Genomic DNA, 13,564 nt, shown 5'->3' with positions numbered 1-13,564 from the left:
TTATTCATCAAAAACATTTTAGATCACCATGTAAGTGTCTTGGTTGGAACGTGCTATAACAAATTGTACATGTTCAAAAGGGAAAGAAAATGATGAAGGTACCAATAATTTACTTGTATGCGCTTTAAATGTGTAAATACAAAATGAGCGGGTATGAGGAGAATATCAAACCATTGTATGACTGAAACTTTTTGAACATTCTCAAACAAATGCTGTTAAATATATAATATTGAACGTATTCCAAAGGGGTGTAAGACATGATCAATCAACTTTCATGGAAAGTTGGCGGACAACAAGGGGAAGGTATAGAAAGTACAGGAGAAATTTTCTCAGTAGCGTTAAACCGATTAGGGTATTATTTATATGGGTATCGCCATTTTTCCTCACGTATTAAAGGTGGTCATACGAATAACAAAATTCGCGTTAGTACAACTCAGGTTCGTGCTATTTCTGATGATTTAGATATACTAGTAGCATTTGACCAAGAAACAATTGATGTTAACTTTAGTGAGTTACGTGATGGTGGGATTGTCATTGCAGATGCAAAGTTTAACCCGACCATTCCAGATGATTCGAAAGTAGCATTGTATGCGGTTCCATTCACGGAGATTGCAACTGATTTAGGCACTTCGTTAATGAAAAATATGGTTGCTGTAGGTGCTTCTAGTGAGCTACTTGACATTGACACGAAGGTGTTCTTTGAAGTAATTGACGAAAAATTTGGCCGAAAAGGTCAACAAATTGTTGATAAAAACATGGAAGCAATTCAAGCTGGTGCTGATTTTATGAAGCAACAGCTCAGTAACAGTAATAAAGAGATGAAAATTGAAAAAGCAGATGGTAAAAAACGTCTGTTTATGATAGGTAACGATGCGATTGCATTAGGTGCATTAGCTGGAGGGGCTAGATTTATGCCTGCATATCCTATTACACCAGCTTCTGAAATAATGGAGTATTTAATTAAAACGCTACCTAAATTTGGTGGAACAGTTATACAAACTGAAGACGAAATTGCTGCTTGTACAATGGCAATTGGTGCTAATTATGCGGGAGTAAGAACTCTAACTGCGTCAGCTGGACCTGGTCTATCGTTAATGATGGAGGCAATTGGACTATCTGGTATTACAGAAACGCCACTTGTGATTGTTGATACACAGCGTGGAGGACCAAGTACTGGATTACCAACTAAACAAGAACAGTCAGATTTAATGGCTATGATTTATGGAACACATGGTGAAATTCCAAAAATCGTTATGGCCCCAAGTACAGTACAGGAAGCATTCTACGATTCTATAGAAGCATTTAACTTAGCAGAAGAGTATCAATGTCCAGTCATTCTTTTAACGGATCTGCAACTGTCTCTTGGAAAACAAACAGTTGAGCCACTTGATTATGATAAAATTGAAATTCGTCGTGGTAAACTTCAACTTAATGAAGAATTACCTGAATTAGAAAATAAAGCTTACTTTAAGCGTTATGAAGTAACTGAAGATGGTATTTCACCACGTGTAGTACCAGGAACAAAACATGGTATACATCATGTAACGGGTGTTGAACATGCTGAAACTGGAAAACCATCTGAAGATGCAGAAAATCGTCAATTACAAATGGATAAAAGATTCCGTAAACTTGATCAGATGAAATTTGATACACCTGTCTACAAAAACTGTCAACATGAAGATGCGGACTTACTAATCGTTGGTTTTAATTCCACACGTGGAGCGATTGAAGAAGCCATGACACGTTTAGAAGAAGACGGTATCAAGGTGAATCATGCGCACGTTCGTTTAGTGCATCCATTCCCAACTGATGAGATTCAACCGCTTATTCAAAAGGCGAAAAAGGTCGTTGTCGTTGAAAATAACGCTACTGGTCAACTTGCAAGTATTATGAAAATGAACGTAGGATTCGGAGAAAAAATAACATCTGTCTTAAAATATGATGGAAATCCATTCCTGCCACATGAAATACACACAAAATGCAAGGAGATGTTCTAAATGGCGACGTTTAAAGATTTTCGAAATAATGTCAAACCAAATTGGTGTCCTGGGTGCGGAGATTTCTCAGTTCAAGCTGCCATTCAAAGAGCAGCTGCGAATGTTGGCTTACAACCTGAGGAATTAGCAGTAGTATCAGGTATTGGATGTTCAGGGCGCATATCAGGATATATTAATTCATACGGGTTCCACGGTATCCACGGTCGTTCTTTACCTATAGCTCAAGGTGTGAAGATGGCTAACCGTGATTTAACTGTCATCGCTTCAGGTGGAGATGGAGATGGCTTTGCCATTGGTATGGGGCATACAGTACATGCGATTCGTAGAAATATCGATGTAACATACATTGTCATGGATAATCAAATTTATGGTTTAACAAAAGGTCAAACTTCACCACGTAGTGAAGTAGGGTTTAAAACAAAAAGTACACCAAAAGGTTCTATTGAATCTTCCTTATCGGTAATGGAGATGGCATTAACAGCAGGAGCTACATTTGTTGCACAAAGTTTTTCTACCGATTTGAAAGAGTTAACTTCATTAATTGAAGCTGGAATTAATCATAAAGGATTCTCGTTAATTAATGTATTTAGCCCATGTGTTACGTACAATAAAACGAATACGTATGATTGGTTTAAAGAAAATCTAACAAGTCTAAAAACGATTGAAGAATATGATCCTAACAATCGTATGACAGCGATGCAAACATTGATGGAGCATAACGGTTTAGTAACTGGATTAATCTATCAAAACAACGAGCAACCATCTTACCAAGAGTTGGTTTATGGCTATAGTGAAGATCCGTTAACAAATGCTGATTTAAGTATTAGCAAAGATAAATTCGATGAACTCGTAGCAGAATTTATGTAATTTGACCATAAAGAAAAGCAACAAAACACTAGCGGTTTTGTTGCTTTTTCTCTACCTATAAATATGTGGTTAATTTGTAACAAAGCTTTGTTTTTATTGTTTATTATTTGTATTACCATTATACTATGATAATGTGTGTAAGTATTTTTAGATTTGCAGTGATTTGTACGAAAGGAGATATATAATGAACGAAAAGCAACGCTTAGAATCACAACAAGTAAAGCAACCTAATCCTTCGGACAAAAAATCCGCCAAGGATTATAGTCAGTATTTTGATAGTGTTTATCAGGCCCCGTCTTTATCAGATGCTAAAAAACGTGGTAAGGAAGATGTTCTTATCCAGCGTGATTTTGAACTGCCAGAGGACATGATCGGAATAGGTACTGGGCGTAAGTTTTATATCCGAACTTATGGCTGTCAAATGAATGAACATGATACAGAAGTCATGGCAGGTATTTTACTAGGATTAGGCTATGAATCAACAGATACAGTTGATGATGCTGATATTATTCTATTAAATACATGTGCGATACGAGAAAATGCTGAGAATAAAGTATTTGGTGAACTTGGTCATCTTAAGCATTTAAAAAAGAACAATCCTAACGTATTATTAGGTGTTTGCGGATGTATGTCCCAAGAAGAATCCGTTGTCAATAAAATATTACAAAAACACCATCATGTTGATATGATATTTGGCACTCATAATATTCACCGATTACCACAGATTGTAAAAGAGGCTATGCTTAGCAAAGAGATAGTTGTTGAAGTATGGTCAAAAGAAGGGGATGTTATCGAAAATCTCCCTAAAGTGCGTAAAGGGGATATTAAAGCTTGGGTCAATATTATGTATGGCTGTGACAAGTTCTGTACTTACTGTATCGTGCCATATACTCGTGGAAAAGAGCGTAGTAGACGACCTGACGACATCATTGAAGAAGTTCGTCACTTAGCTAGGAATGGTTACAAGGAAATTACACTCTTAGGCCAAAATGTGAATGCATACGGTAAAGATTTAGAAGATATTGACTATGGGTTAGGAGATTTAATGGACGAACTAAGAAAAATTGATGTTGCTCGTATCCGTTTTACAACTAGCCATCCTCGTGACTTTGATGATCGCCTTATAGAAGTATTAGCTAAAGGCGGAAACTTAGTCGACCACATTCATTTACCTGTTCAATCTGGGAGCACTGATGTGTTGAAAATTATGGCACGTAAATATTCTCGTGAACATTATTTAGAATTAGTAAGAAAAATAAAAGAAGCTATTCCATCAGTATCATTAACGACTGATATCATAGTAGGATTCCCGAATGAAACAGACGAACAATTTGAGGAAACCCTATCATTGTATCGAGAAGTTGGATTTGATTCTGCGTATACATTTATTTATTCACCTAGAGAAGGTACTCCGGCAGCTAAGATGCAAGATAATATTCCGATGGAAGTGAAGAAAGAACGTTTGCAGAGACTAAATGCACTCGTAAATGAATTTTCTGCTATAAAAATGAAAGAACATGAAGGTAAAATCGTTGAAGTACTTGTAGAGGGTGAAAGTAAAAACAATCCAGAAGTACTTGCGGGTTACACAGAAAAGAATAAGCTTGTTAATTTCAGAGCTCCTAAATCAGTTATTGGTCAGATCGTAAAAGTGAAGATCACACAAGCAAAAACATGGACATTAGATGGAGAAATGATAGAAGAAGTAGCAGAGGTGAATTAAGATGACTAAGTATACTAAAGATGATCTTGTTGCACGTGCTCGTGATTTAGCAAAGATGATTGCGGATACGGAAGAAGTAGAACTGTTTAAACAAACGGAAGAGAAAATTAACGAAAATCAAAAAGTAAGAGAAACGATTGCATTGATTAAGAGCTTGCAAAAACAAGCAGTTAATTTTCAACATTATGGTAAGCATGAGGCATTAAAACAAGTGGAAGAAAAAATTGATAAACTTCATGCTGAAATAGATGAATTGCCGATCGTTCAGGAATTTAAATCATCGCAAATTCATGTGAATGATTTACTTCAACTTGTTGCATCAACAATTACGAATACAGTTACTGATGAAATAATTATCTCTACCGGTGGAGATGTACTCCGTGGAGAGACAGGCTCAAAAGTTAAAGCAAGTAGTGGAAGCAGTTGTCACTAAGCTTTTAAGTAATCTATTATTTAAGATAAGAGAGCGTTGGATATATTTCAATGCTCTTTTTCGTTGATAATTGTATAGATTAGCTAGCAGGTCACTTTCTTTGTATGGATTGTTGATTGTCACAAAAGTTAAATACGAAAATTAATATCATACATGGCATCTTTTTTCTGTACAACGATGACTAACAATGTAAACCACTTTTTTGGAACTAAAAGATAATCATTGCAACAAAGTTTACGAAAAGAGCTATTAATTAAAAGTTACTAACTGATCAAAATTAGAAAAAATACAACAAAGTCTACGAAGCTAATTATTGTAGATCAAACCCAAGTCTCTTCACGAACACTATAACTCTCACACTTAAAGTTCAAATCCTACATATTATATAACTCCAAAGATTAAGAAGCTTCCATATTCTCTACGTTCACGAGTCAATCACACCTATTCAACCTATGTCAAAAGGTACCTTCGGGTATAGTGAACAAATCAGTCTACGCTATTTTTCTAAATAAATTTTGAAAATAGGTACATATCTAGATTTTGCGACATACAATGAACTATACGGCTATATTTAATACTTCACATAATTGTTTTTGTAATAGGCACAATAGTCATTTGCCCTGCATAGGATGGAAAGAAGATTGATTGAGGAGGGTATACTTGTATGTCACAACATAGAGAAATTATTACTAAAGCTGTAATAGGAAGAGGGCGTAAGTTCACCCAAGCAACACACACATTTTCTCCGTCCCATAAACCTACTAGTATTTTAGGTTGTTGGATTATAAACCACCAATATGAGGCAAAAAAACGAGAATCTACTGTTGAATTAGATGGTACTTATGACATTAATGTATGGTATTCATTCAGTGATAATACGAAAACAGAAGTCGTAACAGAAAAAGTTGCATATACAGATGTGATCAAATTAAAATACAAAGATGAAAATTATTTAGACGGTGGTCAAGAAGTTGTAGCAAAAGTTTTGCAGCAGCCTAATACGTTGGAAGCAACTATTTCTCCAAATGGTAATAAAGTAATCGTGCAAGTGGAGCGGGAATTTCTAGCAGAAGTAATTGGAGAAACGAAAGTCTGGGTTGTCATTGATCCTGATGGGGAGTTAGAAGAAGAAGAATGGGATGATGAAGAGTTAGACGATGAGGAATTAGATGATGAAGAGTTTGAAGATTTAAATCCTGATTTTCTTATAGAAGACGTAGAAGAATAATAAAGAACTAGGGAGCCAGACTTCCTAGTTTTTTGTTTTTGTCAAAAGGGAATTCAGCATTATGAATTTATTTGGAATGATACTCTTGTTGTAGTGGTACCATTTTTAAACTTTGTCATTAATATTTTTTTGATCACCTAGAAAAGCTTCAGAAGGTTGTTTAAGGTGGTTAGTTTGTTATTTTTATGGATGCTTTTCGTACTAAACATATACATGATATCTTAGCATCTTTTTTTCTCTAAAGGCTGTTCTAAACACATATACATATTAGAGTTTATACTATTAGAGAAAAAGAACAAAGTAAAAAAAGAGCCTAAGCTAAAGGGGGTATTCGCAATGCTAGTATCTTTACGTACCAAGTTATAAACACGTATAGATCTAGCGATCGGGGCATCTTTTTTTCTCTAAAGGCTGTTCTAAACACATATACACATTAGAGTTTATATTATTAGAGAAAAAGAACAAAGTAAAAAAGAGCCTTAGCTAAAGGGGGTATTCGCAATGCTAGTATCTTTACGTACCAAGTTATAAACACGTATAGATCTAGCGATCGGGGCATCTTTTTTTCTCTAAAGGCTGTTCTAATTACATAAACACATCAGAATTTATACGATTAGAGAAAAAGAACAAAGTAAAAAAAGAGCCTTAGCTAATAACAATTTATGTTGAAACATCCAATGTAATAAAGAAATGTCCCTATATATGTTATAATAAATAGTGCTTAATAATAGGAATATTTGGGGGATAACAATGGCAAGCTATACGCCGATGATACAACAATATTTAAAGATAAAGGCAGATTATCAGGATGCCTTTTTATTTTTTCGTCTTGGGGATTTTTATGAAATGTTTTTCGATGATGCAGTCAATGCATCTAAGGTGTTAGAGATCGCATTAACGAGTAGAGATGGTGGAGACCAACAGCGCATTCCGATGTGTGGAGTTCCACACCATGCTGCTAGCGGATATATTGAACAATTAATAACCAAAGGGTATAAAGTAGCAATTTGTGAGCAAGTTGAAGATCCTAAACAAGCAAAAGGTGTTGTTAAGCGTGAAGTAGTTCAGCTCATTACACCAGGTACAGTGATGGAAGGCAAGGGAGTTATGGAAAAAGATAATAATTTCCTTTCATCAATATCGATGTTTGATGATAATAGTTTCGGTCTTTCTCACATCGATTTAACAACTGGTGAGAGCAAAGTTACTATTATATCGCAGCAATTCAATGATGTAATTAACGAAATTTATTCAATTAATGCAAAAGAGGTTGTTGTTGACTCACAATTTCCAGAAGAGCTAAAAATAAAATTATTAGAACGATGCCAATTAACATTTTCATTCGAAGATAATATCGTCCTTGATAATGATTTTTTAAACATAGTTAACAAATTACATGATGACAAGCTAACACGTACAGTTAGCCGCTTAATAAATTATTTAAAGAAAACACAAAAACGTAGTTTAGAACACTTGCAAGAAGTTCAAGTCTATGAAACAAATCAATTTATGAAAATAGATTACTTTTCAAAAAGGAATTTAGAGCTAACAGAAACAATTCGAGGTAAAGGGAAAAAGGGTTCTTTACTGTGGTTGCTTGATGACACGATGACAGCGATGGGAGGACGACGCCTTAAACAATGGTTAGACAAACCCCTCATCAATAAAGATGCAATAGATAACCGCTTAAATATGGTGGAGACTTTTATAAATTCATATTTTGAGCGAATTGAGCTTCGGGATATGTTGAAGGAAATTTATGATTTAGAGCGTTTAGCAGGTCGAGTAGCCTTTGGTAATGTAAATGCAAGAGATCTAGTCCAACTAAAAAAGTCATTACAACAAATACCTGCAATAAAGCAATTATTAACAACACTTGATCATGGATATTGTGGTGAACTTGCTGAAAAAATTGATCCGTGTGAACAAGTGACAGCGTTATTAGAAACTTCTTTGCGTGAAAACCCTCCACTTACGATTAAGGAAGGTGACATCATTGCAGATGGATATGATCCTACCCTTGATAAACTAAGAGATGCTAGTAAGAATGGCAAGTCATGGTTAGCGGCTTTAGAAAAACAAGAACGTGAGCTAACAGGCATAAAATCGTTGAAAGTTGGTTACAACCGGGTATTTGGCTACTATATTGAAGTAACTAAGGCAAATCTTCATTTATTAGCAGAAGGAAGATATGAGCGTAAACAAACATTAACAAACGCAGAGAGGTTTATTACGCCTGAGTTAAAAGAAAAAGAAGCTTTAATACTTGAAGCAGAAGAAAAAATTGTTGAAGTAGAGTACGAGCTATTCCTTCACATTCGTGAACAAGTAAAAAATAATATTTCTCGTATTCAGCAATTGGCTCAAATTATTAGTGAACTTGATGTATTGCAATGCTTTGCGACAGTTAGTGAGGAAAGACATTATTGTAAGCCAGCTTTCTCTCATAATGGAGAGGTCTTTCTCAAAGATGGACGTCACCCCGTCGTAGAGAAAGTACTACAACTTCAGCAGTACGTACCGAATGATTGTGTGATGAATGATGATAGAGAGATACTATTAATTACTGGTCCAAATATGTCAGGGAAAAGCACGTATATGAGACAAATTGCTTTAACGTCTATTCTTGCTCAGATTGGTTGTTACGTTCCAGCCCAAGAAGCTGTACTGCCGATCTTTGATCAGGTTTTCACTCGTATTGGTGCAGCTGATGATCTTATTTCTGGTCAAAGTACGTTTATGGTAGAAATGCTAGAAGCAAATAATGCCATAATGAATGCCTCTAAACATAGTTTAATCTTATTTGATGAAATTGGTAGAGGTACATCAACTTATGACGGTATGGCACTTGCACAAGCTATAATTGAATATATTCATAACAACATCGGTGCGAAGATGCTATTCTCAACTCATTATCATGAATTGACAGTACTAGAGAATGATTTACCAAAATTACAAAATATTCATGTGAGTGCAATAGAGGAACATGGGAAAGTAGTGTTCCTCCATAAAATAAAAGAAGGTGCAGCTGATAGAAGCTATGGTATACATGTTGCACAATTAGCTGACCTTCCAGACGCTTTAATCGATCGTGCAAAATCGGTACTAGCTATACTTGAAAAAGCAAGTGAATCAGAACCTAATACTAAAGTGGAGCATGCTGTTCCTAAAGAACAATTATCATTATTTGTTCAAGAAGAAATGACAAATAAAATTGAAGAAAAACTCTCTACAAAAGAGAAGCGGATGTTAAAAGGTATAAAATCACTTGATTTATTAGACATGACACCTATGGATGCAATGAATAAACTGTATGAAATTCAAAAGAAATTGAAGTGATTTTTATGAGTGGACAAAACGAAAAAAGGAAGCTAACCTCGTTAATCACGTTCATATAAAATAATCAAGTAGTTTAATTAGCATTTTTTCATATTTTTTTGAATAGCAGTTTTCGCATTGATTGTTGCTTTTCGCTCTTGTTACAATTATTGCTTTCATAAACTCAGCATGCTGTCTTTTTTTGTGAAAGCTACTAAATTTACAAAAAGAGCCTTTATAAATGATAAGGTTGGAGGTGATATAGTGGGGAAAATTATTGAATTAGATGATCAGCTTGCTAATAAAATTGCAGCAGGGGAAGTAGTTGAGAGACCAGCCTCAGTTGTAAAAGAATTGGTTGAAAATGCAATAGATGCGCATAGCACTGTTATTGAAATTGAACTAGAAGAGGCAGGATTAGCAAAAATTCGAGTGATTGATAATGGGGATGGCATCGAACCAGATGATTGCCTTGTGGCTTTTTCACGTCATGCTACGAGTAAAATTATAGATGAAAATGACCTGTTTAGAATACGGACGCTAGGATTTAGAGGTGAAGCATTGCCTAGTATTGCGTCGGTATCCGAACTAGAGATGAAGACGAGTACGGGTGAAGAAGCGGGTACGTATATTTCTATTAAAGGTGGCGAGCTCGCTAGTCATCATCGTACTGATAGTCGTAAAGGCACCGATATAACAGTGTCCAATTTATTTTATAATACACCAGCTAGATTAAAATATATGAAAACGATTAATACCGAGTTAGGTAATATTACTGATATCGTTAATCGTCTAGCTTTAGCGTACCCATCGATTTCATTTAAATTAATTCATAATGGAAAAAAACTACTTTTAACAAATGGCAATGGTAATTTGAAACAAGTAATAGCAGCGATATATGGAGTATCTATTGCAAAGAAAATGATTCCAATATCAATTAAATCTTTAGATTTTGAGATGAAGGGATTCATTTCATTACCAGAACTTACGAGAGCATCAAGGAATTACATCTCAACGATGGTAAATGGGAGATATATAAAAAACTATTCTATTGTGAAGGCAATTCAAAAAGGTTATCATACATTACTACCAATCGGTAGATATCCAATCATCGTATTGGAAATTAACATGGACCCTTTATTAATAGATGTAAATGTCCATCCTTCGAAACTTGAGGTGCGACTTAGTAAGGAATCTGAGCTGAACGACTTAATAGGATCACAGATTGAAAAAGAATTTAAAACTAAGCAGCTCATTCCCGAAGCAAACCAATTTACACAGAGAAAAGAACGAACAGTTCAACAAGATTTTACGTTGGAACATCATGCATTAAAGAACGATACACACGTTGAATTTGCTTTACCTGTAGAAAAGAAAATAGGTATTCATTCACAAATTGAAAACGTGGTTGATGTCATTAAGGAAAACGAAGATGAGTTTATACATGATGAAAATAATGCTTATAATGCATCACTTGAACCGAAAAGAGTACAAATAGATAATAACCACGATGTTACTGAGGTTGAGGAAGAAGAAGTAAAGGATTTTGATGATTTTGTTGCAGATCATACGCAACGTGTTCCACCACTATACCCTATTGGCCAAATGCATGGAACTTACATTTTGGCTCAAAATGAACAAGGTCTTTATATTATCGACCAACATGCTGCTCAAGAAAGAATTAAATATGAATACTTCCGTGAAAAAGTCGGTCAAGTTACTTCGGAGGTTCAAGAGCTGTTGTTGCCACTAACTTTAGAATATTCACAAGATGAATATGTACTAATAAATGAGCATAAAGAAGAGTTAGCCCAATGTGGGGTGTTTTTAGAGCCTTTTGGACACCATTGTTTCATCGTTCGATCTCATCCAACTTGGTTCCCAGTAGGAGATGAGACTACGATCATTGAGGATATGATTGAACAAGTGCTACACATGCAAAAAGTTGATGTGAAAAAACTTCGTGAAGAAGCTGCGATTATGATGAGCTGTAAAGCTTCGATTAAAGCTAATCAACATCTTAAGGAGGAAGAAATTTTTTCTTTACTTGAACAGCTTAGACAATCGAGTGACCCATTTACATGTCCGCATGGTAGACCGATCATCATTCATCATACAACCTATGAAATGGAAAAAATGTTTAAACGAGTTATGTAAGTTTAAACAATGAGTAATAAGAATTAACAATGCTAATATAATAGAGCTATGTTGACTCAACATAGACTTTTCTTTACCTTCTAGACCCAGGTAGTTATCTTACGACTTTTGTCGTAAACTGTGTTGCTCCCATACTAAATTAAATATTCAATGAGCTGTTTATTTTAATAACCTGTGAGCATTAGAATTGTGTGTATCGTTTTTATTCGATAAACAACAGCCGTTGGAAAAACAGCTTATTTAAACTCATGTTTAGCTTAATGGGAGCAAATCTATTTTTGACTGAAAAACAATATAAACATAACTGAGACATTCACACTGCCCTTTTGCAACTATTATGTAAAATGATCTTATGCTACTTTTACATTCACGTTTACTTAAATGATTTTTGATAATTTGATTAGTGATTTATATTGAAAGCATTATCATGTCTTAATCTTATAAAATTATTGTAAAGACTTGTTAAAAATGATTCTTTTTTGGTTATACTATATGAATGTTTAATTTACAAAACTGGATATGTTATGATTTGACTGCAATAGATATAGAAAGTAGTGATCATTAGTTGAATGAAACAGAACAAAAAGTTGTTGTGATCGTAGGTCCGACAGCTGTTGGGAAAACAAAATTAAGCATAGAGCTAGCGAAAAAGTTAAATGGGGAGATTATTAGTGGTGACTCTATGCAAATATATCGGGGAATGGACATTGGTACCGCAAAAATAAAACAAGAAGAGATGGAAGGGATCGAGCATCATTTAATTGATATTAAAGATCCTCATGAATCTTTTTCTGTAGCAGAATTTCAAATGATCGTTCGAAGTTTAATTAGCGATATCCAGTCTCGTGGGAAGCTTCCAATGATTGTAGGAGGTACAGGTTTATACATTCAAGCTGTTTTGTATGATTATCAATTCTCCAGTCAACCGACTGATCTTTCATATCGTAATCGCTTACAAGCAAAAGCTGATAATGGTGAAGCACATTCGTTATATAATGAACTAAAAAAAGTTGATCCACTCAGTATTGAACGGATTCACCCACATAATGTTAGACGCGTTATACGCGCACTTGAAATTTACCATGTGACGGGTAAACCGATGTCTGAGTTGCAACAAGACCAGAAACAAGATATATTATATGATAATGCACTTATCGGATTAACGATGGACCGAGCAAAATTGTATGAAAGAATCAATGCGCGTGTGGACCTTATGTTTGATCAAGGCCTAGTGAATGAAGCTCATTATCTATATGAAAGAGGCATAAGGAATTGCCAATCAATTCAAGCGATTGGTTATAAAGAACTGTATGAGCATTTTGAAGGCAATATAACGATAGCAGATGCGAAAGATAGTCTAAAGCAAAATTCGCGACGGTATGCCAAACGTCAATTAACATGGTTTAGAAACAAGATGGATATTGAATGGTTTGATATGACTAATACTAGTCATCTTAATGAAAAGTTAACGGATATTTTCGATTACATAGCAGGAAAGCTCAAACTTTAAGCGAATAATTATGTATATATAGAAAAGAGGAGGACGAAATTATGAAGCAATCAATTAATATTCAAGATCAATTTTTAAATCAAGTTAGAAAAGATGGAGCATTTGTAACAGTTTTCTTATTAAATGGATTTCAATTGAGAGGACAAATAAAAGGATTTGATAATTTTACTGTTTTGCTTGAAACTGAGGGCAAACAGCAATTAATTTATAAACATGCGATTTCAACCTTTGCACCTCAAAAAAATATTCAAATAGATTTTGAATAAATCGTAAGAATAACCTACAAATTAACGTAGGTTATTTTTTTTGAACGAGCTGTTTTTGGTATGAT

The 13,564-nt window shown here is 34.7% G+C and carries 9 protein-coding genes; all 9 read left to right on the top strand.

Going from position 1 to position 13,564, the window contains the following annotated elements:
• Positions 1 to 257: 257 nt before the first annotated feature.
• The 9 genes from ACSVDA_RS05640 (at position 258) to hfq (ending at position 13,499) form a co-directional block, all read left to right on the top strand.
• The gene (locus tag ACSVDA_RS05640; RefSeq protein ID WP_485881555.1) at positions 258 to 1,997 is read left to right on the top strand and encodes a 2-oxoacid:acceptor oxidoreductase subunit alpha; all 1,740 of its coding nucleotides are present in this window, start codon (positions 258 to 260) and stop codon (positions 1,995 to 1,997) included.
• Entirely contained in the window at positions 1,998 to 2,864 is an 867-nt protein-coding gene (locus tag ACSVDA_RS05635) for a 2-oxoacid:ferredoxin oxidoreductase subunit beta (protein ID WP_320208764.1), read from the top strand. It begins immediately after the preceding gene.
• A 184-nt stretch (positions 2,865 to 3,048) separates the two neighbouring features.
• Positions 3,049 to 4,587 (top strand): tRNA (N6-isopentenyl adenosine(37)-C2)-methylthiotransferase MiaB, encoded by a 1,539-nt coding sequence (gene miaB, locus ACSVDA_RS05630; RefSeq protein ID WP_485881553.1) that lies wholly within the window; start codon positions 3,049 to 3,051, stop codon positions 4,585 to 4,587.
• Between the two features lies 1 nt (position 4,588).
• Positions 4,589 to 5,020 carry a YlbF/YmcA family competence regulator gene (locus ACSVDA_RS05625; protein WP_320208766.1) on the top strand — a complete coding sequence of 144 codons (432 nt, stop codon included), beginning with the start codon at positions 4,589 to 4,591 and terminating at the stop codon, positions 5,018 to 5,020.
• A 664-nt stretch (positions 5,021 to 5,684) separates the two neighbouring features.
• Positions 5,685 to 6,248 (top strand): outer spore coat protein CotE, encoded by a 564-nt coding sequence (locus ACSVDA_RS05620; RefSeq protein ID WP_485881551.1) that lies wholly within the window; start codon positions 5,685 to 5,687, stop codon positions 6,246 to 6,248.
• Between the two features lie 750 nt (positions 6,249 to 6,998).
• Complete coding sequence (gene mutS / locus ACSVDA_RS05615; RefSeq protein ID WP_485881549.1) at positions 6,999 to 9,587, top strand: DNA mismatch repair protein MutS; 2,589 nt, start codon at positions 6,999 to 7,001, stop codon at positions 9,585 to 9,587.
• A 243-nt stretch (positions 9,588 to 9,830) separates the two neighbouring features.
• On the top strand, positions 9,831 to 11,723 hold the full coding sequence (gene mutL, locus ACSVDA_RS05610; protein ID WP_485881548.1) for a DNA mismatch repair endonuclease MutL: 1,893 nt from the start codon (positions 9,831 to 9,833) through the stop codon (positions 11,721 to 11,723).
• 565 nt (positions 11,724 to 12,288) lie between these two features.
• Complete coding sequence (gene miaA / locus ACSVDA_RS05605) at positions 12,289 to 13,233, top strand: tRNA (adenosine(37)-N6)-dimethylallyltransferase MiaA (protein ID WP_485881546.1); 945 nt, start codon at positions 12,289 to 12,291, stop codon at positions 13,231 to 13,233.
• 41 nt (positions 13,234 to 13,274) lie between these two features.
• Positions 13,275 to 13,499 (top strand): RNA chaperone Hfq, encoded by a 225-nt coding sequence (gene hfq / locus ACSVDA_RS05600; protein ID WP_214482767.1) that lies wholly within the window; start codon positions 13,275 to 13,277, stop codon positions 13,497 to 13,499.
• The last annotated feature ends 65 nt before the right edge of the window (positions 13,500 to 13,564 follow it).

Origin of the sequence: Cytobacillus sp. Hm23 (genome assembly GCF_051842895.1) — a bacterium.
Lineage (GTDB): Bacteria > Bacillota > Bacilli > Bacillales > SM2101 > Nanhaiella.
Note: the sequence above shows the minus strand (reverse complement) of the source record. Positions and strands in the feature narration are given on the sequence as shown.

What these genes read in the sequence shown, in the direction of transcription:
- hfq (WP_214482767.1), top strand. Translation starts at nt 13,275, where the DNA reads ATGAAGCAATCAATTAATATTCAAGATCAATTTTTAAATCAAGTTAGA.
- ACSVDA_RS05635 (WP_320208764.1), top strand. Translation starts at nt 1,998, where the DNA reads ATGGCGACGTTTAAAGATTTTCGAAATAATGTCAAACCAAATTGGTGT.
- ACSVDA_RS05620 (WP_485881551.1), top strand. Translation starts at nt 5,685, where the DNA reads ATGTCACAACATAGAGAAATTATTACTAAAGCTGTAATAGGAAGAGGG.
- mutS (WP_485881549.1), top strand. Translation starts at nt 6,999, where the DNA reads ATGGCAAGCTATACGCCGATGATACAACAATATTTAAAGATAAAGGCA.
- miaB (WP_485881553.1), top strand. Translation starts at nt 3,049, where the DNA reads ATGAACGAAAAGCAACGCTTAGAATCACAACAAGTAAAGCAACCTAAT.
- ACSVDA_RS05625 (WP_320208766.1), top strand. Translation starts at nt 4,589, where the DNA reads ATGACTAAGTATACTAAAGATGATCTTGTTGCACGTGCTCGTGATTTA.
- ACSVDA_RS05640 (WP_485881555.1), top strand. Translation starts at nt 258, where the DNA reads ATGATCAATCAACTTTCATGGAAAGTTGGCGGACAACAAGGGGAAGGT.